This window comes from Mesorhizobium sp. CA6 (genome assembly GCF_020165035.1).
GTDB lineage: Bacteria > Pseudomonadota > Alphaproteobacteria > Rhizobiales > Rhizobiaceae > Mesorhizobium.
Genome location: NZ_JAIUHI010000011.1, coordinates 56,335 through 81,265, shown reverse-complemented (window position 1 = coordinate 81,265; position 24,931 = coordinate 56,335). Strand labels below are relative to the sequence as shown.

25 protein-coding genes are annotated in these 24,931 nt (G+C 64.5%); 9 read left to right on the top strand and 16 right to left on the bottom strand.

The window, feature by feature from the left end:
• The first annotated feature begins 123 nt into the window (after positions 1 to 123).
• The 6 genes from LB526_RS18000 (at position 124) to LB526_RS17975 (ending at position 7,700) form a co-directional block, all read left to right on the top strand.
• Positions 124 to 1,296, top strand: coding sequence for a glycosyl transferase family 1 (locus tag LB526_RS18000; protein ID WP_224545090.1), 1,173 nt, complete (start codon positions 124 to 126; stop codon positions 1,294 to 1,296).
• A gap of 26 nt (positions 1,297 to 1,322) precedes the next feature.
• Positions 1,323 to 2,312 carry a glycosyltransferase family 2 protein gene (locus LB526_RS17995; RefSeq protein WP_224629072.1) on the top strand — a complete coding sequence of 330 codons (990 nt, stop codon included), beginning with the start codon at positions 1,323 to 1,325 and terminating at the stop codon, positions 2,310 to 2,312.
• Positions 2,312 to 3,250: a glycosyltransferase gene (locus LB526_RS17990; protein WP_224628933.1), complete on the top strand. Its 939-nt coding sequence runs from the start codon at positions 2,312 to 2,314 to the stop codon at positions 3,248 to 3,250. The genes LB526_RS17995 and LB526_RS17990 overlap by 1 nt, the downstream gene beginning before the upstream one ends.
• Positions 3,240 to 4,226 (top strand): glycosyltransferase family 2 protein, encoded by a 987-nt coding sequence (locus tag LB526_RS17985; protein ID WP_224628931.1) that lies wholly within the window; start codon positions 3,240 to 3,242, stop codon positions 4,224 to 4,226. The genes LB526_RS17990 and LB526_RS17985 overlap by 11 nt, the downstream gene beginning before the upstream one ends.
• 28 nt (positions 4,227 to 4,254) lie before the next feature.
• A complete protein-coding gene (galU, locus tag LB526_RS17980) occupies positions 4,255 to 5,151 on the top strand; it encodes a UTP--glucose-1-phosphate uridylyltransferase GalU (RefSeq protein WP_095766145.1) in 897 nt (298 codons plus the stop codon).
• 167 nt (positions 5,152 to 5,318) lie between these two features.
• Positions 5,319 to 7,700: a polysaccharide biosynthesis tyrosine autokinase gene (locus LB526_RS17975; RefSeq protein ID WP_224628930.1), complete on the top strand. Its 2,382-nt coding sequence runs from the start codon at positions 5,319 to 5,321 to the stop codon at positions 7,698 to 7,700.
• Between the two features lie 62 nt (positions 7,701 to 7,762).
• Here LB526_RS17975 and LB526_RS17970 read toward each other — a convergent pair whose 3' ends face one another.
• The 4 genes from LB526_RS17970 to LB526_RS17955 all read right to left on the bottom strand — a co-directional run bounded on the left by LB526_RS17970 (position 7,763) and on the right by LB526_RS17955 (position 12,211).
• Positions 7,763 to 8,476: a metallophosphoesterase gene (locus tag LB526_RS17970; RefSeq protein ID WP_224628927.1), complete on the bottom strand. Its 714-nt coding sequence runs from the start codon at positions 8,474 to 8,476 to the stop codon at positions 7,763 to 7,765.
• A gap of 150 nt (positions 8,477 to 8,626) precedes the next feature.
• Positions 8,627 to 8,992 carry a hypothetical protein gene (locus LB526_RS17965; protein WP_224628925.1) on the bottom strand — a complete coding sequence of 122 codons (366 nt, stop codon included), beginning with the start codon at positions 8,990 to 8,992 and terminating at the stop codon, positions 8,627 to 8,629.
• A 121-nt stretch (positions 8,993 to 9,113) separates the two neighbouring features.
• Positions 9,114 to 11,021 carry a propionyl-CoA synthetase gene (locus LB526_RS17960; RefSeq protein WP_224628924.1) on the bottom strand — a complete coding sequence of 636 codons (1,908 nt, stop codon included), beginning with the start codon at positions 11,019 to 11,021 and terminating at the stop codon, positions 9,114 to 9,116.
• A gap of 512 nt (positions 11,022 to 11,533) precedes the next feature.
• Positions 11,534 to 12,211, bottom strand: coding sequence for an outer membrane protein (locus LB526_RS17955; protein ID WP_224628922.1), 678 nt, complete (start codon positions 12,209 to 12,211; stop codon positions 11,534 to 11,536).
• 230 nt (positions 12,212 to 12,441) lie between these two features.
• Between LB526_RS17955 and LB526_RS17950 the strand changes: the two genes are divergently transcribed.
• The 3 genes from LB526_RS17950 to LB526_RS17940 are packed head-to-tail and all read left to right on the top strand — an operon-like array spanning position 12,442 to position 14,137.
• Entirely contained in the window at positions 12,442 to 12,729 is a 288-nt protein-coding gene (locus LB526_RS17950; protein ID WP_140628930.1) for a PqqD family protein, read from the top strand.
• Complete coding sequence (locus LB526_RS17945; protein ID WP_224628920.1) at positions 12,729 to 13,160, top strand: lasso peptide biosynthesis B2 protein; 432 nt, start codon at positions 12,729 to 12,731, stop codon at positions 13,158 to 13,160. Before LB526_RS17950 ends, LB526_RS17945 begins: the two co-directional genes overlap by 1 nt.
• Positions 13,157 to 14,137, top strand: coding sequence for a serine kinase (locus LB526_RS17940; RefSeq protein WP_224628917.1), 981 nt, complete (start codon positions 13,157 to 13,159; stop codon positions 14,135 to 14,137). Before LB526_RS17945 ends, LB526_RS17940 begins: the two co-directional genes overlap by 4 nt.
• A 7-nt stretch (positions 14,138 to 14,144) precedes the next feature.
• Here the strand turns inward: LB526_RS17940 and LB526_RS17935 are convergent, their stop codons facing one another.
• From LB526_RS17935 to LB526_RS17880, 12 genes are all read right to left on the bottom strand, one after another.
• The gene (locus LB526_RS17935) at positions 14,145 to 15,128 is read right to left on the bottom strand and encodes a formyltransferase family protein (RefSeq protein WP_224628916.1); all 984 of its coding nucleotides are present in this window, start codon (positions 15,126 to 15,128) and stop codon (positions 14,145 to 14,147) included.
• Positions 15,129 to 15,135: 7 nt separating this feature from the next.
• Entirely contained in the window at positions 15,136 to 16,161 is a 1,026-nt protein-coding gene (locus tag LB526_RS17930) for a nucleotidyltransferase family protein (protein WP_224628914.1), read from the bottom strand.
• A 266-nt stretch (positions 16,162 to 16,427) separates the two neighbouring features.
• Positions 16,428 to 17,414 carry a dihydroxyacetone kinase subunit DhaK gene (gene dhaK / locus LB526_RS17925; RefSeq protein WP_224628912.1) on the bottom strand — a complete coding sequence of 329 codons (987 nt, stop codon included), beginning with the start codon at positions 17,412 to 17,414 and terminating at the stop codon, positions 16,428 to 16,430.
• A gap of 78 nt (positions 17,415 to 17,492) precedes the next feature.
• Positions 17,493 to 17,945, bottom strand: coding sequence for a hypothetical protein (locus tag LB526_RS17920; RefSeq protein ID WP_224603871.1), 453 nt, complete (start codon positions 17,943 to 17,945; stop codon positions 17,493 to 17,495).
• Entirely contained in the window at positions 17,932 to 19,506 is a 1,575-nt protein-coding gene (gene ptsP, locus LB526_RS17915; protein ID WP_224628911.1) for a phosphoenolpyruvate--protein phosphotransferase, read from the bottom strand. The genes LB526_RS17920 and ptsP overlap by 14 nt, the downstream gene beginning before the upstream one ends.
• Positions 19,507 to 19,547: 41 nt before the next feature.
• Positions 19,548 to 19,850, bottom strand: a complete 303-nt coding sequence (locus tag LB526_RS17910; protein WP_095766133.1) for an HPr family phosphocarrier protein — start codon at positions 19,848 to 19,850, stop codon at positions 19,548 to 19,550.
• Between the two features lie 19 nt (positions 19,851 to 19,869).
• Positions 19,870 to 20,259 carry a dihydroxyacetone kinase phosphoryl donor subunit DhaM gene (dhaM, locus tag LB526_RS17905; RefSeq protein ID WP_140544084.1) on the bottom strand — a complete coding sequence of 130 codons (390 nt, stop codon included), beginning with the start codon at positions 20,257 to 20,259 and terminating at the stop codon, positions 19,870 to 19,872.
• On the bottom strand, positions 20,259 to 20,858 hold the full coding sequence (dhaL, locus tag LB526_RS17900; RefSeq protein ID WP_224527049.1) for a dihydroxyacetone kinase subunit DhaL: 600 nt from the start codon (positions 20,856 to 20,858) through the stop codon (positions 20,259 to 20,261). The genes dhaM and dhaL overlap by 1 nt, the downstream gene beginning before the upstream one ends.
• A 10-nt stretch (positions 20,859 to 20,868) precedes the next feature.
• Entirely contained in the window at positions 20,869 to 22,509 is a 1,641-nt protein-coding gene (locus tag LB526_RS17895) for a dihydroxyacetone kinase subunit DhaK (RefSeq protein ID WP_224527046.1), read from the bottom strand.
• Between the two features lie 61 nt (positions 22,510 to 22,570).
• Positions 22,571 to 23,584, bottom strand: coding sequence for an ABC transporter ATP-binding protein (locus LB526_RS17890; protein WP_224628910.1), 1,014 nt, complete (start codon positions 23,582 to 23,584; stop codon positions 22,571 to 22,573).
• A complete protein-coding gene (locus LB526_RS17885; protein ID WP_140845640.1) occupies positions 23,577 to 24,683 on the bottom strand; it encodes an ABC transporter ATP-binding protein in 1,107 nt (368 codons plus the stop codon). The genes LB526_RS17890 and LB526_RS17885 overlap by 8 nt, the downstream gene beginning before the upstream one ends.
• A gap of 2 nt (positions 24,684 to 24,685) precedes the next feature.
• Positions 24,686 to 24,889: a hypothetical protein gene (locus tag LB526_RS17880; protein WP_095766129.1), complete on the bottom strand. Its 204-nt coding sequence runs from the start codon at positions 24,887 to 24,889 to the stop codon at positions 24,686 to 24,688.
• Positions 24,890 to 24,931: the final 42 nt, after the last annotated feature.

Here is a 24,931-nt window from a genome sequence, read left to right as displayed (position 1 = left end):
CTATGATTTTTGCAGTGCAACAAAAAATGTGCGGGCGCTTGCTACGCCGCACCAAAATTGTTGCGATGCAGCAAAAGCTGTACTAGCATCCCCGATGGGTGGGCCCAACAGCGGTCGAGTTACATGCTGCATGTCTTGTACCTTGTGCATGACGTATCCGACCCGGCGGTGCGCCGGAGAATACAGATGCTCAAGGCAGGCGGCGCCAGGGTTACCCTGGCGGGCTTCCGCCGCACCACCAGCCCGGTCGCCGAGATCGAAGGCATCGAGCCTGTCGACCTTGGCGCGACGCGCGACGGCCGATTCGCGCAGCGCATCGGCGCTGTCGCCAAGGCAGCCATATCGATCGGCGCGAAGCTGGGCGCCGTGCCCAAGCCTGATCTCATCATCGCGCGCAACCTCGAAATGCTGGCGCTGGCCCGCCGCGCCAACGGCGCGCTCGGGGCGAGCGTGCCGATCGTCTATGAATGCCTCGATATCCATCGCCTGGTGCTGCGCGACGACTTCGTCGGCAGGACGCTGCGTGGCGCCGAACGCCATCTCGCGCGCGACGTGAAGCTTCTGGTGACGAGCTCGCCGGCCTTCATCGCCAATTACTTCGAGCCTTTCGGGCAGATCGTCGCACCTGTCGAGCTGATAGAGAACAAATATTTCGAGGCAGCATCCGTTGTCGCCGCGCATTCTGTCGAGGACGACAGCCCGTTGCCGCCGCCCTGGCGTATCGGCTGGTTCGGCGCGCTGCGCTGCCGCCGCTCGCTGGAGCTGCTGGCCGATTTCACCCGCCGGCAGGCGGGCCGTTTCGAAGTCGTGCTCAGGGGCCGTCCGGCGCTGTCCGAATTTCCGGATTTTCACGGTTTCGTCGAGGCCGAGCCGTGGCTTTCCTTCCGCGGCCCCTACCGCAATCCGGAGGACATGGCAGCCATCTACGGTGAGGTGCATTTCTCCTGGGCGATCGATTTTTTCGAGGCCGGCCAGAATTCCGAATGGCTGCTTCCCAACCGCCTCTACGAGGGCTGCCGCTTCGGCGCCGTGCCGATCTCCATGGCGGACACCGAAACCGGCAGGTTCCTGAAGCAGCGGGATATCGGCGTGCTCCTGCCCGAAGCGACGCCCGAAAGCCTCGAGGCGATGCTGAGCCGGATGGATCAAGATGAATATCGCGGCCTGAGGTCGCGCGTGTCGGCGCGCAATCCGAAGACCTGGAGCTACGACCGCAGCGACTGCGCGGCCTTCGTCGACAAGCTGCGCGGCCTCGCCGCCATGCCTTCGGCTTTTGCGACACAGGCGGCCGCGTGATGGCGCAACAGGGCGAACAAAAACCGATGGCGCAGTCCGCCTCATCGATCCTGATCGTCATTCCCTGCCTCAACGAGGCCGCCCATATCGGCGGCCTGCTCGACCAATTGGGGCCCGCGGCGGCCCGGCTCGGCGGCCGCATCGTCGTCGCCGACGGCGGCAGCACCGACGGCACGCAAGCCATCGTCGAAAAAATCGTGGCGAAGGATCCCCGGGTTATCCTGCTCGCCAATCCGAAGCGCCTCCAGAGCGCCGCCATCAATCTCGCGGTGGCGGCCCTTGGCGAAGGCGTCGACTACCTCATCCGCATCGACGCGCATGGCGGCTATCCGGACGACTACTGCGACCGGCTGGTCGCGGAGACCCTTGCCACCGGCGCCGATTCGGTCGTCGTTTCGATGCTGACCGCCGGCACCGGGGCCGTGCAGAAGGCGGTCGCGGCGGCGCAGAATTCCAAGCTCGGCACCGGCGGCTCGAAGCACCGGCACATGTCCGAAGGCGAATGGGTCGACCACGGCCACCACGCGCTGATGCGCGTCGCCGCCTTCAGGCATGTCGGCGGCTACGACGAGAGCTTCAGTCACAATGAGGACGCCGAGCTCGACTACCGCCTGCGTCAGGCCGGCTACCGCATCTGGATGAGCGGCAGGACGCAGATGGTCTACTATCCGCGCTCGACGCTGAAGAGCCTCTATTTCCAGTATCTCGGCTATGGCCGCGGTCGCGCCAGGAACGTGCTGAAGCACCGCATGGTGCCGAAGGTTCGGCAGATGATTCCGCTGCTGGTTGCGCCCGTGGTGCTGCTCGCCCTGTTTTCCTTCGTCCACTGGCTGGCGGCGCTGCCGTTCCTCTTATGGGCCGCGGTGTGCCTCGGTTACGGCCTGGTGACGGCGATACGCCAGCGCAACCCAGGCATAGCGCTCGCCGGCGTCTCGGCGATGGTCATGCATTTCGGCTGGTCGGCCGGCTTCTGGCAGCAGCTGTTGGCGTCTCGATTGCAGCGTAAGGTGGCGTGATGGCCGGCCGCTCGATCGACATCTGCATCTGCACCTTCCGCCGGCCGGAACTGGCCGACACGCTGCGCTCCGTCGCGGCGCTGGAGAAGCCGCCGGGAGCCGAGATTGGCATCGTCGTTGCCGACAATGACGATGAGCCCGGCGCGCAGAAGCTGGTGAAAGCATTGGCCGAGGAATTGAAGCTGCCGGTCCGCTATCGTCACGCGCCGGCGCGCAACATCTCGATTGCCCGCAACGCCTGTCTCGACGCCAGCGTGTCGGACTTCGTTGCCTTCATCGATGACGACGAGACGGCGTCGCCCCGCTGGCTGGTCGAATTGATGGCGGCGGCCGATGCCACGGGCGCTGCGGCGGTGCTCGGTCCGGTGCGGGCGCATTACCGCCCCGACGCGCCGGACTGGATGCAGAAGGGCGACTTCCATTCCACCTTGCCGGTCTGGGTGCGCGGCGAGATCCGCACCGGCTACACCTGCAACGTGTTGCTCAAAATGGCCGACGCGAGCCTTCGCGGCCGGCGCTTCAGCCTGGCGCGCGGCCAGACCGGCGGTGAGGACACCGAGTTTTTCGATGCCATGGTCAAGGCCGGCGGCCGCATCGCCTTTGCTCCGCAAGCCTTCGTCGACGAGGTCGTGCCGCGTGCCAGGGCCGCGTTCGACTGGCTGCGCCGCCGCCGCTTCCGCTTCGGCCAGACGCATGGCCACCTGATAGGACACGGCGCCGGCGGGTTGCGTCGCGCCGGTCAGGTCGGGCTCGCTTCGGCCAAGGCTGCCTACTGCTTCGGTATGGCTATTTTGACCGCCATCAGCCCGGTGCAGCGGAACCGCAGCGTGCTGCGCGGCATTATGCACGTTGGTGTCGTCAGCGGTTTGGTCGGCGTCCGTGAAATCCGCCAATACGGCCTCACGTCGCCAGAACAAGGGAACAAGCGTGCAGCCTGACGTCAGCTTCGTCATCGCCGCCTACAACGCCGAGGCGACTCTCGACCGCGCCATCGCCGGCGCGATCGCGCAACTCGGCGTGACCGTCGAGGTCATCGTCGTCGACGACCAGTCGAGCGACGGCACGCTGGATGTGGCGCGCGCTTATCCGCAAGATGTCGTCAAGGTGGTGGCGCTGCCCGCCAATCGCGGTCCGGGCGGCGCCCGCAATGCCGGCCTCGACCTGGCGCGCGGCCGCTGGGTGGCGGTGCTCGATTCCGACGATGCGGTCCTTCCCGGTCGCCTTGCCATGATGATCTCACGCGCCGAAGCGGCGGGCGCCCAGATTGCGGTCGACAATGTGCAGATCGTGCGCGAGGACGGCACGCCCGACGACACCATGTTCCCGACCGGCTATCTCGAAGGCTTGCGCGAAATCTCGTTGGCCGACTACATCGCCGGCAATCTGGTCTTCGAATCGCGCTTCAATTTCGGCTATCTCAAGCCGATCTTCCAGCGCCGGTTCCTCAACGACAACAAGCTGCGCTACGACGAGAGGCTGCGCATCGGCGAGGATTACATTCTGCTCGCAAGCGCGCTGGCCAGCGGCGGCCGTTGCGTGGTCGAGCCGACCGTCGGTTATGCCTACCACATCCGCACCGGCTCGATCTCGCGCGTGCTCGAACTGCATCACGTCGAGGCGATGACGCGCGCCGATGCCCTGTTCGCGGCGGCATATCCCATGGACAGCGACGCAAAGGCGGCTTTCGCAAGGCGTGGCCGCAGCCTGCGCAAGGCGGCGTCGTTCCTGTCCCTGGTTCAGCACATCAAGGCACGCGCCCCGCTCAAGGCGATCGGCGCGGCGCTCAGGGATCCGGCCGCCATCGGGCATATGTCGATGCCGATCGCGGTTCGGCTCAGAAGGCTTGCGGCGCAAATTCGCCGTGGGCGTGGGGAGATGAAGCATGCGGGCGATTTGATAGCCGGCGACAGGTAGAAATCTTTTCTCTCAGAAGGAAGAGCAGATGCAGAAAGTCAGGAAGGCAGTCATCCCGGTGGCGGGGCTCGGAACGCGGTTCCTGCCGGCGACCAAGTCGATGCCGAAGGAGATGCTGCCCGTCGTCGACAAGCCTGTCGTGCAATATGCCGTCGACGAGGCGTTCGAGGCCGGCATCGAGCACATCGTCTTCGTCACCGGCCGCAACAAGGCGGTCATCGAGGACTATTTCGACCTGCATCCTGAACTGATCGGCACGCTGGAGCAGACCGGCAAGAAAGCGCAGCTCGAAGCGCTGGAAAGCCTGCTGCCGGAGGCCGGCGCCACCTCCTTCATCCGTCAGCAGTCGCCGCAGGGCCTCGGCCACGCCGTATGGTGCGCGCGCGAGGTGATCGGCAATGAGCCTTTCGCGCTGCTGCTTCCCGACATGGTGTCCTTCGGCGCGCGCGGCTGCCTCGCCGAGACGGTCGATCTCTATCAGCGGACCGGCGGCAATGTGATCGCCGTCGAGCGCTGCGACCCGGCCGAAACCAGCAAATACGGCATTGTCGGCCGCGGCGCCGATGTGGCATCCGGCTTCGAAGTGACGGCGATGGTCGAAAAACCCGCGCCGGCCAATGCGCCGTCGAATTTCTACATCAACGGTCGCTACGTTCTGCAGCCGGAGATCTTTGCCCTGCTCGGCAATCAGCAGCGCGGCGCCGGCAATGAAATCCAGCTCACCGACGCCATGGTGCGGCTGGCCCAAAGCCAGTCTTTCTACGCCCGGCCTTTCGACGGCCGCATGTTCGACTGCGGCTCCAAGGAGGGCTTTATCGAGGCCACCATCGCTTTCGCCCTGGCGCGCGACGACATGAAGGGCCCTGTCTTCGAGATGCTGCAGCAATTTGTCCGGTCGCATGAGCGCCGAGAAGTGGCCGCATAATGCCCATCTTTCGGGTGCATATGCGGTTTCGCGATGGCGCGACAGCCACACCAGCGCCCGGGCCTTCCGGCCCGGCGCATCCTGGCAGCAACGTTGCGCGGTCTTTTCTGGTCACGACGCCGATCTACCAAGGCCGATAGCGCCTGCAACCTGGAATTGGACCGAAGATGAACTATGCCACCTTCCCCCTCGACAAGAGGATGCCGTTGCCCAGCACCGATCCGGAAAAGGGTGAAGACTTCATCGATATCGAGCGTCTGCTTGGCATGGCCGCCCGACAGGCCAAGGTGGTGGCGGTGTGCGCCATTATCGGTCTGTGCCTGGGCGTCATCTATCTGCAGACTACGCCCAAGCAGTATACGGCGGTCGCCAGCGTTTTGATTGATGAAGGGCTGAACAAGGTCGTCGACGACATCTCGGCTGCGAGCGCCACGGTGCAAACGGACGCGACGATTCTCAGCCAGATAGAGGTTCTCAACTCGGCGCGGCTGGCGTCTGTGGTGGTCGACAAGCTGAAGCTCGATCAAAACCCGGACTTCATGAGCCCGCCGCAGTCGGCTTTGGCCAAGGGTGTGGGGTTCCTGCGCAGTATTGTCGGCTATTTCCGCGGCAGCTCGGCAAACGAGCTTCCCGGTATCGAGAATGTCGACGCCGCGACGCGCGAAGCCATGATCAAGACCGCGACCCACGATTACGCGATTCTCATGCTGCAGACCGGGTTGATGGCGGATCGCGTCGGCCGTGCCAACGTCATCAGCATCGGTTATCAGTCGACAGATCCGGCACTCGCCACGGCCATCACCAAGGCCTATGCCGACGCCTATCTGGCCGACCAGCTCAACGCCAGCTTCGACGCCACCGAGCGCGCGGCCTTGTGGCTGCAGGGCCGGCTCACGGAGTTGCGTGAGAGCTCTCAGCGGGCAGCCTTGGCCGTCGAGAAGTTCAGGGCCGAACATGGATTGTCTGCCAACAGTGACGGCCAGCTCCTGAGCGACAAGCAACTCGCCGATCTCAACGCACAGCTCATCGTCGCCCAGGCCGATACCGCCAGAGCCAGCGCCCGCTATCAACAATACAAGGCGATCGTCGAAAGCGGTTCCGAAAGCGCCTTCAACGATTCGGCCATCGGCGCCGACCAGCCGAGCAGCTCGGTCATCATCGCGCTCAAGACCCGCTATCTGGCCATTGCCAAGCGTCTGCAGGACATCGAGACTAATTTCGGCAAGGATCACCCGCAAGCGGTCGCGCTGGCCAAGGAAAAGGCCGATGTCTCGGCGCAGATCTTCGACCAGTTGAAACAGCTCACCGAAAGCTACCGCAACGATTTCGAGGTGGCGCAGGCGCGCGAAACTGCTTTGCGCGACAAGATTTCCACCGCTGCCGGCAAGAGCTCGATCGACAACCAGTCACAGGTGAAGCTCAAGGAGCTCGATCAGCAGGCACAGGCGCTCACCACGCTCTATCAGACCTTCCTCAGCCGCTATGAGGAAGCTTCGCAGCAGCAATCCTTCCCGGTCGGCAAGGTTCGCATCATTTCCGACGCGACGATGCCGCTCGCGGCCTCCAGCCCGCGCACCTTGCGCGTGCTGGCGCTCTCGCTGGTGCTCGGCCTGATGCTTGGCGCCGGCTTCGGCGGCCTCAACGAGTTCAACGAGCGTTTCTTCAGGACGGGCGAGGACGTTCGCGACCGCGTCGGCCTGAAATTCCTCGGTTATCTGCCGACGATCGGCGGCGGCAAAGCCAAGGATACCAAAGCCGACGACCTGCCGGCCGACGGCAAGGTGGCCAGCCTCTCCGCGGCTGAGAGACGGGCGCGCATGCGCGTCAGCATCGACGCCCCGGCCTCGATGTTCGCCGAGACGCTGCGCAACGCCAAGATCGCCTTCGACGTGGTGATGGAAGACCGCAGCAGCCGGGTCATCGGCGTTATTTCGGTGCTGCCTGGGGAAGGCAAGTCGACGGTGGCCGCGAACCTCGCCGGCCTGCTCGCGGCCAACGGTGCCAAGACCTTGCTCATCGACGGCGACCTGCGCAATCCGGGCCTGAGCCGCAGCCTCGGCATGGAGGCCGAGCAGGGTCTGATGGAAGCGGTGGTCAACGGCCAGAGCTGGCAGTCCGTCGGCAAGGTCGATCGCCAGACCAAGCTGGCGATCATTCCCGCCGTGCTGCGCGGCCAGTTTTCGCACACCAGCGAGCTTCTGGGCTCGGCCGGCATGCGGCGCTTCATCGAAAACGCCAAGGAGACGTTCGAATACATCATCGTCGATCTGCCGCCGCTCGGACCCGTCGTCGACGCCAAGGCCTTCGCACCGCTGGTTGACGGCTTTGTGCTGGTCACCGAATGGGGCCGCACGCCCCGCAACATGGTGCGCTCGATGCTGGAATCCGAGCCTTATATCGCCAATAAGGTGATCGGCGCAGTGCTCAACAAGGTCGATCTGAAGAAGCTGGCGAAATACGGCTCGCTCGGCGGCTCGGAAAGGTTCTTCGACCGCTATTCGAGCTACTATCTGGAAAAATCGGAGCAGCGCCCCAAGCAGGCCGCCTGAGGCGTGTTTCCGTTCGAAAAGACTGAGATCGGGGGCGGTTCAGCCTAGGAGCGTGAACCGTCCTAATCCCTCGAAGACAGCAGCCGGCCGTATTTGCCGACGATCCTGAGCGCCGTCAGTCGTCCCGTTTGAAAGGCGCCGGTGTCGATGTCGAGCCGGCGTCCGTCGAGTGACGGAACATCCACGATCGTGTGTCCGTGCACCACCCAGCGGTCGAGACGGTGCGCCGCCTGGAAGAACTCCTCGCGGATGTTGAGCAGATCGCCCTCGTCCTGCGCCTCGAGCGCCACGCCGGGACGGATGCCGGCATGCACGAAGACGAAATGCTCGGAGCAGACCATCGCCGGCAGCGTGCGCAGGAAGTCGACATGGCTGGCTGGAATGGCCTCGCGTATGCGCGCATCCGCCTGCTCGCTCGAACCGTAGAGGCTCATCAGCCGGTCAGGGTCAACGCCGTAGGAGAACAGGGTTTCGCGGCCGCCATAGCCGAGCCAGGTTTCACGCGAGAGATGACCGTCCAGATAGAGGAGCAGTGCGACTTCATGATTTCCCGCGAGGCAGATGCGCTGGAAGCCCTTCGGCGGCGGCGCCATCAGATGGTCGATCACGCGCCGCGAATGCGGCCCGCGGTCGATATAGTCGCCCAGCATGATGATGATCTTGCGACCGCTGAAGCGCTGCGAATCGATCTGGATCTTTTGCTCCAGCGCGCGCAGTTCGTCGTGGCAGCCATGCACGTCGCCGATTGCGTAGACGACCATGTCGCGCATGTCCATGACGAGGCGCTCGCGTGGCGCGGGTCGAGGGCGTCTCGATCGTTGGAAAAGATTCACGGATTGAGGCTCGGCTACTTGCACTGATCTGCGCCTCGATATCATGCCGAATGCAAACAATTCCACACCGGCGCGCGATCGGCAGTCGCGTCGTCAGGCGGGGTTCAACCGATAGCGAAACAGCGTGTGGTCCAAGAGCAGCCGGATGCGCGGCTCGGCCTCGGTCGCGATCAGCCAGCTTACCGCGATCATGGCCGCGCCGACGGCGGCGATCGCTGCAAGATACGGCACGTCGGCGCGCATCAGGGCGCCGAGCACCGCCGCGCCGACGAGATCATGGATGAGATAGAGCGGATAGGTCATCGGCCCGATCGGCCGCCAGCCGGGCCAGGAAAGGTCGAGGCGCAGCGACAATGCCATCAGCGCGACAGCCGCCAGATAGTGATAGAACATCACCATGACGGCGGCCGGCAATCGCAGTATGTCGACACCGCCGAATGTCGTCTTGTGCTGGGCCATGCCGTGCCTCCGGTATGGCCCCCCACGCAAACTTTAAAGATTATTGCTGCGCTGCACAATAAGCGATTGCAGTGCGGTACAAATTGGTAAATTGATCCTTAACGCGGTCGTCTGCCGGCGACTACACCCCGATGCCGCGTCCCTTCAGCGCCGCCGTGATCTCGTCCAGGATCGCCGGATCGTCGATCGTCGCCGGCATGGTCCATTCCTCCTTGTCGGCGATCTTCTGCATCGTGCCGCGCAGGATCTTGCCGGAGCGGGTCTTGGGCAGCCGCTTGATCGTCACCACGGTCTTGAAGGCCGCAACCGGGCCGATCCGCTCGCGCACCAGCCCGACAACCTCACTTTCGATCGCGCCGCTATCGCGCGACACGCCGGCATTGAGCACGACGAAGCCGAGCGGCACCTGGCCCTTCATGGCATCGGCAATGCCGATGACCGCGCATTCGGCGACATCGGGATGAGCCGCCAGCACCTCTTCCATGGCGCCGGTCGAGAGCCGGTGGCCGGCGACGTTGATGATGTCGTCGGTTCGGGCCATCACATAGAGGTAGCCGTCCTCGTCCATCATGCCGGCGTCAGCCGTCTTGTAGTAGCCGGGGAACTCCTCGAGGTAAGCCTGGCGGAAACGGGCGTCGGCGTTCCACAGCGTCGGCAGGCAGCCGGCGGGCAGCGGCAGCTTGACCACGACATTGCCGAGCGTGCCGCGCGCCACCTCGTGGCCGGCATCGTCGAGGATGCGAATGTCGTAGCCAGGCATCGGCACCCCGGGCGAGCCGTATTTCACCGGTAACAGCCCGAGCCCCGCCGGATTGATCGTCATCGGCGAGCCGGTCTCGGTCTGCCACCAATGGTCGATGACGGGACGGTCGAGCTTCTGCTCCGCCCATTTGATCGTTTCGGGATCGGCGCGCTCGCCGGCAAGGAACAAAGTGCGGAACTTCGACAGGTCGTATTTCGGCACGAACTCGCCCCTGGGATCCTGCCCCTTGATGGCGCGGAACGCGGTCGGCGCGGTGAACAGCGCCACCACGCCATGCGCAGAGATCACCCGCCAGTAGGTGCCGGCGTCCGGCGTGCCGATCGGCTTGCCTTCGAACAGCACGCTGGTGCAGCCATGCAGAAGCGGTCCGTAGACGATATAGGAATGGCCGACCACCCAGCCGACATCGGACGCCGCCCAGAACACCTCGCCCGGCTTGACGCCGAACTCGTTGTCCATGGTCCATTTCAGCGCGACCATGTGGCCGCCATTGTCGCGCACGATGCCCTTCGGCTGCCCGGTCGTCCCGGAGGTGTAGATGATGTAGAGCGGGTCGGTGGCTAAAACCGGCACGCAGTCGACATTGGCGCCGGCGGCGCGTTCGCGCGCAACCGCATCGGCATAGTCGAAGTCGTAATTGTCGTGCATCTCGCAGCGCAGCTGCTCGCGCTGCAGGATGAGGCAGGCGTCCGGCTTGTGCTTCGACATCTCGATGGCCTTGTCGAGCAGCGGCTTGTAGGCGACGACGCGGCCTGGCTCCAGGCCGCAGGAGGCGGTGATGATCAGCTTCGGCTTGGCGTCGTCGATGCGGGTGGCGAGCTCATGCGAGGCGAAGCCGCCGAATACCACCGAATGCACGGCGCCGAGTCTCGCGCAGGCAAGCATGGCGATAGCGGCTTCCGCCACCATCGGCATATAGATGATGACGCGGTCGCCCTTGCCGATGCCGCGATGCCTCAGCACCGACGCCAACGCGACCACCTCGCGCTTTAGCTCCGCATAGGTGAATTTCCGCACCGTGCCGGTGATCGCGCTGTCATGGATCAGCGCCAACTGGTCGGCGCGGCCACCGGCGACATGGCGGTCGATGGCGTTGAAGCAGGTGTTGCAGGTGGCGCCGGTGAACCAGCGTCCATAAACGCCGGCTTCCGGATCGAAGACCTTTTCGGCCGGCCTATACCAGTCGATCGCCTTCGCCGCCTCGGCCCAGAACCCTATGGGGTCGCGTTTCCAGCTCTCATAGACTTCGCGGTAGCGTGAGGCCATCGACTTTCCTCCCCAGGAACATTCCGTCGTCTGGCCATAGCCTAAGCCGCTTCTCGCGGCCATGTCTCCCTGCATTTTGATCGACGTTGCTCGTCAAAGTTCCCCAGCGGCGTTTCGCTTGGAGCGCCGTTCTGCCGGTCGCGGATTGAAAGCCGGCTTAGAGCGGCAGTGCCGCCAGCATCAGCCCGACGCCGCCGGCGATCAGAATGGCGGCCGCCAATGCCTTGCGATGACGCTCGAAAGCCGTCGGAGCCCGATCCCAATTGTAACGCATGGCACTATCTCCCCAAAAAACCCCGGCGACTTCACAGCTTATTTAGGAAAGAAATGCAATCCCCGCTTTTGGTCAGCTAGACAACATTCGATGATTGTCGTTTTGCGGCCATAGAGACGCTGAAGTCGCACTCCGTCGATTCCGTCAAAAGACAAAAGCCAGCTTGGCTGAGCCCAGCAGGCTTCCCTTTTTGATTGCGAAATACGCAGCAATAAGTGGCGTCACATGTTGTGGACCCTCAGAACTTGTAGGCGATGCCGATCCGAACGTCGTTAGTGGATAGATCAACATTCCAGTCCGTCCAGACTGGGTCGACGATGTGCTTATCGCCGAAGTCTGTGTAACGATACTCGACCCGCAACACTATATGCTCGGTCATCGCATAGTCCACACCGGCGCCTAAGGTCCAGCCGGTGAAGGTATTGGTATGAGAGTAGGGAACTCCTGCGGCTGTTTGGAAGTTCTCGTAGCGGCCGACGGCCAGCCCGCCTGTCACAAAAGGCAGGAATTGGCCTGCTGCATAGCCAAGCCGCCCGCGTAGCGAGCCAGTGCACTTGAGGTCGGATCCATAACTGAAGGTTGGATCGTCCACACCAGCACTGATACCGCGAACGCCCTTCGAGTCGATATCCGAAAAATTGAAGTCGCCTTCGACGCCCAGAACGACGCCGTTCGAAAGCTGATAGTTGTAGCCGGCATATAAGCCGCCGAGCCAGCCCTTCGGATCGAGCGGTACGTTGTAGTCGATGCCGTCGAAATCTTGGGTGGAATTGCCCCAGCCATAACCGGCATCAGCGCCGACATAAATACCCGACCAATTATAGACGGCAGTGTCTTGCGGCGCGAAGACGTCGGCAGCAAACGAAGTGTGAGCAAACCCCACCAGGAAAGTTGAAGAAAGGATGAGCCTTTTCATAGATGCCCCCAAATCCGAAGAATGCCAACGTCGAATACCATAGCCATCGCTTTTTGGTCATCGAAAGAACACCTTTTTGTCGCCATTTGGTCAGGATTGTTGCCGGATTGCCACAAGCTGTCCGATGCATCCGCACAGGCTGCCAACTCCTGACGGCACCATGCGGCAATGGACAGCACTGCCTTGTCGCGCTACTTGCTCTGCGGCATTCTTGCTGGACTGGAGGGCGCATGGCTGAAATCGGCTCTGAAACGGTGCTGCGCATGGCGGACGATGCGTCCGTGCAGCATGTCGGCGATGGCGCGGTCGTGCTTTTGGCGCGCAGCGGCCAGCTTTACACCTGCAACGACACGACCGAGGCTTTTCTCGACAAGGTGAACGGCGCGCGCAAGCTCGACCAGATCGTCGATCTGCTGTCGGAGGAATTCGAGATCGACAAGGCAACGCTCGATCAGGATATGGCCGAACTGGCCGCCGAGCTGGTGGCTGAAGGCATCCTCGCTGACCCGGACGCGTGATGGCCGACGGACCGGTCCTGCGCGCCTTGTTCCGCGTCCATTTGTGGCTCAGCGCCCGGCTGATGCCGGTGCTGGTCGGCCGGCGCGATTTCGAAAGCGTGTTGAAACTGGCGCCGCTGCAGTCGCCCGCACCCTATCGCGACTTGCCCTGGACCTACATCGTCCATCGCGTCAAGCGGACGGTGCGACGCCCCTGGCTGATGCGCGACCGCAGATGCCTTCGCGAAGGTCTGCTCGGCTTCCGCTTTCTGCGCCTGGCCGGTCTTAATCCAGAGCTGCGTTTCGGCGTCGACGCCAGGTCGATGCACGAGCCTCGCCTGTCGGCGCATTGCTGGGTCTGCCTCGACGGCAAGCCGGTGGTCAGCGACAGCCAGCCCGGCATGGTGGAGATCTACCGCCACCCGGCCAGCATTAAGGCGCCAGCCGCTTGAGCGAGCAGACTTTCCGCTATGACCTCAACGGCCAGGTCATAGGCATCACCGCCGCGCGTGCCGATCTGTGGCCGAGCTTCGACCTGATGCTCGGCGCCCTGCGTATGAACGAGCCTGTCCAGCCCGGTTTTCGCGTCGACATCGTCGAAACGCTTGAGTTGCACGAGAACCCCGAAGGAAAGCTGGCTTTCGACGGCGACGTGCCGCTGGACGGCCATTGCCGCATGATCGACGCCGGAAGCGTCTTCCATCTCGTCTTTCCGGGCCAGCAGACGCTATCGATCCACGACGGCGAGGGCCGGGCCAAAATCCGTCTTCATCCCGACAGCAAGATCAAGTGGACTTTGCTGATGATGGTGCTGGATGCAGCACTCGATGCGGACGGCCAGCATATGCTGCACACTGCGGGTCTCACCTTGCCTGGAAAGGACGGCCTGGTCCTCATCCACGCGCCAAGCGGCACGGGCAAGTCCACCACATCGCTCGCGCTTGCCTCGCGGGGCTTCGGCCTCTGCTCGGACGACGTGATGATCCTCAACGCAAGCCCGCAGGGCATCACGGCCTGGGGCATGCCGCGCAAGGTGAAGGTCCACCGCAACACGGCGGCGATGCTGCCCTTCGTCGCACCCTGCCTGGGCGAGAAGTGGGACGCCGAGGGCGAGCAATCCGTTTCGCTGGACCGCCTCGGCGACATCATCCGTGTCGAGGATGTGCGCGCCAGGCCCGTCACAGCGCTCCTGCACCTTGCACGCTCGGCAGACGCCGAGACCCGGCTGCTGCCGATGGCCAGGACAGACGCCATGGTGGCTTTGGCAACCGACAATGTAAGGACCGGCATGACCGGCCTGCTGTCGCTGCAGAAAAGGCGCATGGCGACGATCGCGATGCTGGTGAAGGCGGTGCCGACCTTCACGCTGGAAGTCGGGGCAAGTCCGGCCGAGGCGGCAGCGCTGATCCGCGCTGCGCTGCCAAGTTGACGCGTGCTCATTCCTTCGCGCCGAAACGCCGGATGTCGAAGGATGGCTGCTCTCGACCGCGGTGGCGGGGTTTTGACTGCCAACGCAAGAACAGCCGGGACAGTTTGTTGTAGACCAGATGCACGACGCGCGCGTCGGCGCAGTCGAATTCCACAAGTCCCCGTCGGCATTTCGCGGCTTCGCCGCTGGGTGGTCCCAGGCGGCGGATCGGCTGAGCGAGCCGGACCGGTCTGCCATTGATCAGGACACTGACCGGAACACTCGACCCGACGATCCGGCATAGCCGCGCGACATGCTCGCTTGAAAATTGTTTGCCGACGATAAACGGGCCGCGCTCGATGCGCGCCCAGACATAGGCCCCATCCGGCTGGGGCATTCCGGCAAGCCTGCCCCTGCAAAACTCGGGCGCAACATCCGTCGCGAGCACAGCCATTGCGTTGGCCAGGGCCTGGTTCACCGTTGCGGCCGAACGCCAATCCTCTGCTGCAAAGCTAACCTGCGCCAGGATATCGCCCGCATCGAAGTCGGATGTCATCTTGTGCAAGGTCACGCCGCCATGGGCTTCATGCATCTGGTCGATAATTAGCCGGTGCATTGGATGCGGACCGCGATAGTGCGGCAGAAGCGCGGGATGCAGGTTGAGGCCGCCCTTCGGAAACAGCTCCAGCACGGTTTGCGGGATCAGTTTGCTGTATCCGAAACAGATCAAAAGATCGGCGCGGGCCGCGCTGAGCCGCGGCCCAAGCGCATCCCAATCATGGGGCGGGCTGAATTCGATCAATGGGGGCATGGCGTGGCCGAGATGAGACCTCAAAGCAAACCGTCGCCGCAGGCGGCGGCGCAGGGCACTGAAGCTGAAGCGCTTGCCGGCAAGTGGGCCCGGCACGACCACGGCAGCAACGCGATGGCCGTTATCTGCCCAGCGCGCAAGCATGGGCGCGGTGACGGACGAAATCTCGGTGATGAATACGGCCGAGAGCGGGTTCTCCATGCCGAGCTCAGACTGGATACGGTCGCGGCCGCGCCAGCCTCTGCACCCAGCGGAAGGCATCGCGGCTGAGGCGCGAGCGCAGCTTTTCGCGGGAATTGACCCGAAGCAGCATGTTGCCGGTAATCAGCCATTTGGCCAACCGTATCGAGAGGTCCGGCTTGATGCGGTCGGCAAGCTCGATCGCGCGCGGCGCGTCGAACAGGCGTCCGGTGACGTTGAGGACTGTGGCCAGCTCGAGCTCGATGCCGGTCATGCGGGCGGCATCGAGCAGCCGCGCTTCCTCTTGAGACGATTTCAGCGCCCGCACCGCCTGCAGCACGTCGACGCAGAGCTGCAGGCGGTGGAACTTGTGGCCGCCGGCCGCATGCACGATGGCGATGGTGAGCAGCGCGGCCGGCGTGTCGGTTTCGCCGCCGTCGATCGCCTGCAACTCGCGAAAGCCAAGCGACAGGCGTCTGCGCATGCCGGTGTCGTGCACCAGATTGCCATGCAATTCGATGAGCAGGCTGGAGTTCTCTTTCTCCAGCCATTTGAATTCCTGCAGTTCATGCGACGCGGCCTCGTCGCTGCCGAGCTCGAAGCCGCATTCGCGGATGGTCTTGTTGGCCGCCTCGATGCCGACGGGGTCGACGAGAATGTCGATGTCGGTGAAGGGACGGTCTGCAATCTGACTATAGAGCTTGCGCGCGAACACCGGCCCCTTGACGATCCGGGCCGGCACGCCCTTTGCCGCCAGCGCTTTCATGATGCGGTCGCCATGGTACTGCAGCAGCATCGATTGGCCGGTCGCCATCGTCGCCTCGTCGCGCAACTCCGACAGTCTCCGCTGCAGGGTTGCGTCCTGCGGCAGTCGGGCGTCACCGATCTCCCTGAGTTTGCGCAGCATGATCGGCAGCACGCCGTGGAACTCCGCATTGGCGAGCAGCGCCAGCAGGGTTGCTGCCGCAAAGCCATCGCCAATGGCGGCCGATGCCTCTGGGTCGGCGAAGGTCAGCAGCAGTTTTTCATCGGCAGGCGCAAGAGAAGGCAGCATCAATCCGGACGGCGTTCGAATGATAGCAACAAGCCCATGCTTACAGAAAAGCACGCCGGAAACCAGTACGCGGCGGCAAAGCCGGCTTGTGAGTTTGACTTTCCGCGCGGATCGTCCATTCTGTGGATTGATCCGGAGGGTGTTGGAAATGACCAAGAAGAAATATGAGGCGCCTTTGCTGCGCAAGGCTGGAAAACTCTCCAGCGTGGTGGCCGTGGCGTCAAAGACGCTTTGAGGCGTCGGGCTTCGGTCTTGGCTGAAGCCGGCTACATGCCCCAGCGCAGCGCCGCCGTGTGTACCGGCGCGTCCCAAAGTGCTGACGTTTCGTCGTCCAACATGGTCAGCGTGATCGAGCATCCCGCCATGTCGAGCGACGTCACATAGGACCCGACGAGCGAGCGGACCACCGTCACGCCCTGCCTCTCGAACACCCTGCGGGCGCTGTTGTACATCAGATAGAGCTCCATCGACGGCGTGCCGCCGAAGCCGTTGACGAACAGCAGTGCCGGCCCTTTGGCGCGATCGCCGAAGTCGCCGGCAATCGCGGCGCAAACCTCCTCGGCGATGGCGTCGGCACTCTTCAGCGTGTCGCGCCGCCGGCCGGGCTCGCCATGAATGCCGACACCGAATTCCATCTCGCCGTCGCCTATCGCGAAGGTCGGCTTGCCGGCGGCGGGCACCGTGCCGCTGGTCAGCGCCACGCCCATCGAGCGCGTCGCGGCGTTGACGCGGTCGCCCAGCGCCTTGAGGTCGGGCAGCGGCATGCCTTGCTCGGCGGCGGCGCCGACGATCTTTTCCACCACCAGCGTGCCGGCGACGCCGCGCCGTCCGGTCGTGTAGGACGAGTTCTCGACCGCGACGTCGTCATTGGTCACCACCTGCAGCACGCCGTCCGCCATCTCTGCCGCCATGTCGAAATTCATCACATCGCCTTCGTAGTTCTTGACGATGAACAGGCAGCCGGCGCCGGTATCGACAGCCTCGACGGCGGCCAGCATCTGGTCCGGCGTGGGCGAGGTGAAGACCTGGCCGGGGCAGGCGGCGTCCAGCATGCCGTGGCCGACGAAGCCGCCATGCAGCGGCTCGTGGCCGGAGCCGCCGCCCGAGATCAGCGCGACCTTGCCGGGTTTCAACGCCCTGCGGCGGATGAATTTGCGGTCGTCGCCAAGCATGAGGATGTCGGCATGAGCCGTCGCAAAGCCATCGAGGCTTTCGGCCAGGACCGTGTCCACCGAATTGATAAATTTTTTCATGGCAGTCCTCCCGACTGTCTTTAGTTTACGCAATCCCGAACGGAAAACCGCTACAGACTTTCCGGGAATTGCTATGCTTTAGCCGCTGCCCTTGCCGGCGATGCTGGTTATTTTCTGGATGAATTCGTTGATCGCCCGGTCGAGCGCGGCGTTCTGCCTGTCGTCGCCGAAATCCGGCACGATGAGCGAGACATGGCGTGTCCTGCGCAGACCGGGGGCCGCCGGAACCTTTCCGGGATGCGCCTGGTGATAAGCGGCCATGAACTGGTCGCGCTCGGCCTGGCTGAAATGGCAGACCGAAAAGATCGACGGCAGATGCTTTGACGGGATCGGGATCGAATAGGCCGGACTGGAGATCTGGGTGACGAAACTGCGGTGCTTGCCGAGCGCGTCGGCAAGACGCTGGCGCATGCCCGACGGACGCTGGTCGATCACCTGCGACAGGATCGTCTTATAGGCGCGGATCGCCTCCTCCGAGCCTGTTTCCGATATCTTCTCGGTCCTGGCCATGCCGCGTCTACACTGGAACATCCGCGATGGCCGCCTTGGCCATGGCGAGTTGCGCAGGGGCGACCGACAGGTCGCGCAAACCCGCCTCGAGCAGGGCCGGGATGGCTGCCGGATCGCCGCCGGCATCGCCGCATAGGCTGACCGGAATATCTCTCTCCCGTCCGAAGGCCGTGATCGCAGCGATCAGCCGCAGCACCGCCGGGTTGCGGACGGCGTTGAGATGCGCGACCGCCGCATTGTCCCGCGCCGCCGCCATCACATATTGCGTCAGGTCGTTGGAGCCGATCGAGAAGAAGGCGACATCGGCGAAATCCTCCGGCGTAAGCGCGACGGACGGCACCTCGACCATGATGCCGAGTGGCGGAAGCCGGTGCGCGACGCCCTGCGCGGCAAGCGCGGCTTGTTCTTCCGCGAACAGCGCGGCGGCGTGGCTGTACTCCTCGGGCGTGGCGATCATCGGGAACATCACCTTCAGATTGCCGTGGATGGCGGCCCGCAGCAATGCCCGTATCTGCACGCGAAAAATGTCGCGCCGCTTGAGCGAAAGCCTTATGCCGCGCAGGCCGAGAAACGGGTTGGCCTCCTCGACGGTGAAACCCGGCACCGGCTTGTCGCCGCCAGCGTCGACGGTGCGGATGGTCACCGGCTTGTCGCCGGCCCATTCCAGCACCTTGCGATACGCACGGTATTGCGTCTCCTCGTCCGGCAACGTCTTGCCGAACAGGAACTCCGTGCGCATCAGGCCGACGCCGTCGCAGCTTTCGATTTCGATACCATCAACGTCGGAAGGGTAGGCGATGTTGACCTGGACGCGCACGGCGGTGCCGGCCTTGGTTACCGCCGGCTCCGTCAGGAACGTCCGCGCAGCGCCCTGGCGGTCGGCGAAGGTGGAGGCGGACTGCCGGAAGGTCTCGATCTCGGCCGGTGAGGGCGAAAAGACGATTCCGCCGCGTTCGGCATCGAGCAGCGCGACACCGGTACGCGTTTCAGCCTCGTCGCCGATGCCGACAACCATCGGCACGCCGCGCGAGCGCGCCAGCATGGCGACATGGCTGGCGGTGCTGCCGCGCTTGAGCGCGATGCCGCCGCCCTTGCTCCAATCGGTTGCGAGGAAGCGCGTCGGCGCGATGTCGTCGCCATAAAGGATCGCGCCCGGCGGTGTCGCGGCCTCGCTGTCCTCGCTCAACGCCCGCAGCACCTGGTCGCGGATATCGCGCAAATCCGCGGCGCGGGCACGGAAATAGTCCTGGTCCGACGCTTCATAGCCGGCGATCTCGCTGTCCAGCGCCGCGCGCCAGGCGGCGTCCGCCGGCTGTCCGGAGCCGATCGCCGCCAAGGCCGGTCCGCTCAGCGCGTCGTCCTCCAGCATGGCGATGTGGAATTCGAGAATGCCGGCGGCGTCGCCATTGGCTGTTTCGACCAGCGCCGCCAGCCGGCCGACGGCCTTGCCGATTGCGCTCACCAATGCGGCTTGTTCTTCCTCGGCGCTCGCCTTGGCCTTGTAGCTGGCCGGAGACTGGTCGAGGTCGAACAGCGGGCCTTCGGCGTAGCCGGGTGAGGCGGGGATACCCTCAACCCGCATGGCTCGCATTCCTTGCGGGCCTGGCGACATTCAGATCGGTCTCAAGCGGACCGGGCATGATCCGCGTCCTCGTCGAAGTCCCGCTGCACCAGATCGACCAGCGCCTTTACCGCCTGGGTCGCGCCGTCGCCCTTGGCGCGGATATGCAGCATGGTCCCTTTCGGCGCCTTTGCCGCCATCACCTTGACGATGCTCTTGGCGTCGAACCAGGGGCCATTTGCCGCGACCGCCACTTCCACCTCGGCCGCGAACGACTTGGCAAGCTTGGTGAACTTCACCGAAGGGCGCGCATGCAGTCCCACCGCGTGGGTGATCAGGACCGTTGCTTCGGCGGATGCGGACATTCTGTCGGTTCCCGTTCGTTCACGACGGCGACAATTCATGCGCCGTCGCCACCACTTCCTTGAGCGAGGCGCCGCCGGAGGATTCGGTTGCCGCCATCACCGCGCCCTCGACGATCGGCGCGTTGCAGACGACTATTCTGTGGGAGCGCGGCTCTCCGATCATCTCGACCGCCATCTCCGAGTTGGTCTCGGCGCCGCCGAGATCGACCAGGATGGCGACGCCCGCTTCCGACCAGGCCTTGTCGATCGCGCCCATGATCGCCTCGACGCTGGTGCCGAGCCCGCCATGACCATTTCCGCCGCACCAGGCAAGCGGCACTTCGTCGCCCACCATCTGGCGCACCATATCGGCCGTGCCCTCGGCGACCAAAGGCGAATGCGACACGATGACGATACCGACATTGCTCATCAATTGCCCTCTATCGCTTCCGCGACTGCGCGCACCAGCAGCGCGGTCGAGCGCGCCCCGGCGTCCATATGCCCGATCGAGCGCTCTCCCAGGAAGGAAGCGCGCCCGCGCAGGGCCTTCATCGGCACCGTGGCCTCGGCCGCCTTGTCGGCTGCGTCGGCGATCTCGCCAGCCGTCTTGCCTTGCGCCAATGCCTCATACACCGGCTGCAGCACGTCGAGCATGGTTTTTTGTCCCGGCTGCGATTTGCCGCGCGCGGCCACCGCTTCGATCGCCTTCCCCAATGCCGCCGCCAGCCCGTTGCGATCCGGGGCAGCGGGCAGCTCCTTGCCGAGCGCTATGAACAACGTGCCGAACAAGGGGCCCGAGGCGCCGCCCACGGTCATCACCAGCTTGGTGCCGACCGCCTTCAGCGCCTCGGGCAGCGGTTTCGCCGCGAAGGCGTCTGCCTCGGCGCGCACCGCCTCGAAGCCGCGTTTCATGTTCAGCCCGTGATCGCCGTCGCCGATCGCCTGGTCGAGCGCCGTCAACTCCTCGGCATGCGCCGCGATCGTATCGGCCGCCGCCGCGATCAGTCGGGAGAAATCGGCTGCGGCCATTGTCTGTCCTTCATGCCGGGGCGAATAGCGCCGCCACGGCAGCGAAAACTTCGGCTACCGCGAAGGCGCCTGGATCCGCTGTGTCAAGCTGCCTGCCGATATAGGCGGAGCGGCCGGCCTTCGCCTTCTGCATCGCCTCGGTTGCCTCGGCGCCTTGCCGCGCCGCTTCTGCCGCCGCTTCCAGCCCGCTTGCATCAAGCGCCCGCAGTGCCGGCTCCAGCGCATCGACCATGGTGCGGTCGCCGACCTTGGCGCCGCCGTAGAAAGTCATGCGGTCTAGCCCGGCGAGCAGCGCCTTGGGTAAAGTTGCGCCGAAACGCAAAGTCTGTGCGGCGGCCGTGAAGAAGATCGACAACAGCACGCCGCTGGAGCCGCCCATCGAGGTGCCCAACGTATCGCCGATTGCGGCAAATGTCGCGGCCTTGTCGGCGAGCGGCAGCGTGTCGATGCGTTCGAGAATGCTGCGCGCGCCGGTCGCCACGGTTGAGCCGGTGTCGCCGTCGCCTGCCTTCGCGTCGAGCCCGTTGAGCGGCTCTTCGAGCGCGATCAGCTTTTGGCAGGCAGCTTTGATCAGCCGCTCGGCGGCTGCATCGCGGCTGGCGGGCTTTGTGGCTGGGCTGGCGGCAGGCTTGGCCATCGCGATAACGACCGGCTGACGAACCGGCTTTGCCGGCAGCCAGGCAGGCGGCCCGACGGTTGCCAGCAGCGCTGCCTCGCGTTCCGCATCCAGCTTGATCAGCGACAACGAAAAGCCGTTCATGTTGAGCGCGGTCATCAGGTGCCCAGGCCCGATCGTCAGCGCCACCGCCTTTGCCAGCGACGAAGACAGCACGGCATTCGCGATCAGTGACATTTCGAGCGGCGGCACCGATCCCAGATTGTTGACCAGCAGGGCGTAGCGGCTGCCTGCATCGAGCCGCGCGGCGAGGCGCTCGGCCATGATGGCGACGAGCGAGCTGGCGCTCTGCAGCGCGATGCGCTCGACGCCCGGCTCGCCATGAATGCCGAGGCCGAGCTCGCCGTCTTCGGCGCCGAAGCGCTCCTCGTGCGCCTGTCCGGGGATCGAGCAGGAGGAAAGCGAGATGCCGAGCGAAACGATATCCTTGGCCGCCGCGCGCGCCGCTGCGGCAACCGATGCCAAGTCATGGCCGGCTTCCGACAGGTGACCGGCGATCTTGTGCACGAACAGCGTGCCGGCGACGCCTCGCGGCTGCGCGATATCGGGCAGGGCGATGTCGTCACTGACGATCACCATCTCGACCGCAAGCCCCTCGGCGCGCGCCTTCTCCGCGGCCAGTCCGAAATTAAGCCGGTCGCCGGTGTAGTTCTTGACAATCAGCAGGCAGCCGGCCGGTCCCGTCGTCGCGCGGATCGCCGCCAGCACCGCCTCGACGCTGGGCGAAGCGAAGATCTCGCCGGAGACGGCCGCCGTCAGCATCCCGGCCCCGACGAAGCCGGCATGCGAGGGTTCATGCCCGGCGCCGCCGCCCGAAACGATCGCCACCTTCGACTTGTCCCAGTCGGCGCGCAGCACGACCTTGATCTCGGGATAGCCGTCGAGGCGGGCCAGCGCGCCCGATCCCGCCGTGGCGAGGAAGCCGTCCAGCGCCTCGGTGACGATCGTGTCCTTGCGGTTGAAAAAGTGCTTCATGAATTTCGTCCAGTCCGTATCTGCGGTCGTCAATCGGTTTGCAAATTTATGCGCGAGCCGGCTAAGTCAATCTTTGCCCGTCCGAGCCGAAATAGAGCGGCGCCAGGTAGCGGATCGTCACCTTATCCCCTTTGGCTAAAGGCGTGTCCGGATCGGTGAGCGTCACCAGCTTCTTCGGCCCAACCGTCACATGCAGGTGGTTCTGGTCGCCCAAATGCTCGACCCAGTCGACGACCCCGTCGGCATGGCCGTTCATCGCCTTCTCGATCGCGAGATGCTCGGTGCGCGCGCCGATCGTCGTCGTTCCGGTCGGGGCGCCGCCGTCAGGCAGCAGTCCGGCCGGCAGAAGGTTGATAGCCGGCTGTCCGAGGCGCGCCGCGACATGAAGATTTGCCGGCTCAGAATAGATCGCGCGCGGCGTGCCGATCTGCACCAGCATGCCGTCGGCGAGAATGCCGATGCGGTCGGCCATGGTCATCGCCTCGATCTGGTCGTGCGTGACATAGAGCATGGTGGCGCCGAGCTCGGACTGGATGCGCTTCAGCTCGAGCCTGAGATCGGCGCGCAGCTTGGCGTCGAGCGAGGACAGCGGCTCGTCCATCAGGTAGATCGCGGGCTTGCGCACCAGGGCACGGCCGATGGCGACTCGCTGCATCTCGCCGCCGGACAGTTTCGTCGAGCGGTTCTCGAGCTTGTGGTCGATGCGCACCATGCGCGCGACTTCCTCGACACGGCGGCGCACCGCCTCTTCGGGAAACCGCCGCGCCGGCGAGCGCAGCGGGAAGGCGAGATTGTCGAACACCGAAAGATGCGGATAAAGCGAATATTGCTGGAAGACGAAGGCGGTGTCGCGTTCGGCCGGCGACAGCGCCGTCGCGTCGTGGCCGCCGATGTGGATCGTGCCGCTGTCCGGCCGTTCCAGTCCGGCGATCAGCCTCAGCGTCGTCGTCTTGCCGGCGCCGGTCGGCCCGAGCAGCACGACGAATTCGCCGTCCTTGATCGTGAGGTCGAGATCGTCGATCGCGACGGTGTCGCCAAAGCTCTTGGTCACGCCCTGGATGTGAACGTCAGCCATGGCGCGCCTCCGCTGCCTGATCATGCATGGCGGTCCTGACCGCGCGGCCGGAACCCTTCTCGAATAGCGACAGCCTCGCACCGTTCAGCGCCAGCCCGACCTGTTCGCCGGGGCTGAGATGGATGCCCGCCGGCACGCGCGCCTTGATGATGCCGTCGGCCGTCTCGACGGCGACGATCTGCGTGGTGCCGAGATATTCGGTGCCGTAGATCGCGCCGCGCAGCTTCGAGCCATCGTCGAAGCGGATGTGCTCGGGCCGGATGCCGAGCGCCATGTCGGCGGGTGCCACATCCTCGCGTACCTCCGGCACCGCGACCTTGGCGCCCTGCACGACGATCTCCTTCGCGCCCCTGGCAAGCCCGCCGCCGAATTTCAGGAAATTCATCGGCGGCGAGCCGATGAAATCGGCGACGAACATGGTCGCCGGCCGGTCGTAAATCTCGCGCGGCGTGCCGAACTGCTCGATGACGCCATGGTTCATCACCGCTATCTTGTCGGCCATCGACATCGCTTCCATCTGGTCGTGCGTGACATAGACCGTCGTGGCATGGATGCGGTTGTGCAGCTCGCGCAGTTCATGCACCATCAGGTCGCGGAACTCGGTATCGAGGGTGCCGAGCGGCTCGTCCATGAGAAAACATTTCGGCCGCCGCACGATGGCGCGGCCGAGCGCGACGCGCTGGCGGTCGCCGCCAGCAAGGCCGGAAACGGACTTGTCGAGCAGATGGTCGATGCGCAGCAGCTTTGCTGTCTCCTCGACGCGGCTTCGGATTTCGGCCGAGGGCATGCCCTGCGCCAGCAGCGGGAAGCCGATATTTTTGCGCACATTCATGTGCGGGTAGAGCGCGAAGAGCTGGAAGACGAAGGCGATGTCGCGCTCGCGCGCCCGGCGCATGGTGACGTCCTCGCCGCCGAGCAGGATCTTGCCGCCGGTCGGCAGCTCGAGACCGGCGATCATCCGCAGCGTCGTCGTCTTGCCGCAGCCGGACGGGCCGAGCATGACGAAGAATTCGCCGTCCTCGACGACGAAATTGGAATCCTGCACGGCGACGAATGCGCCGAAGGCTTTCCTCAGATTCTGAACACGGATCTCGGCCATCTCTATTCCGGGAATTTCGAGACGATGATGAACATCACCGTGCCGGCAAGCATGGTGATGAATGAATAGGTGTAGAGCGACAGCGCGAAGGGCTGGAACAGCATCAGGAAGCCGATCGCGATGATCGCGGTCGCGATGTTTTCCATCAGGCCGCGCCTTGCCCAGACGGGCCAAGAGGAGCGCTTGGAGGCAACAGAGCGGTTCATGCGTTCCTCCCTTCCTTCTCGTTCAAGGGGAGAGATGGTTGC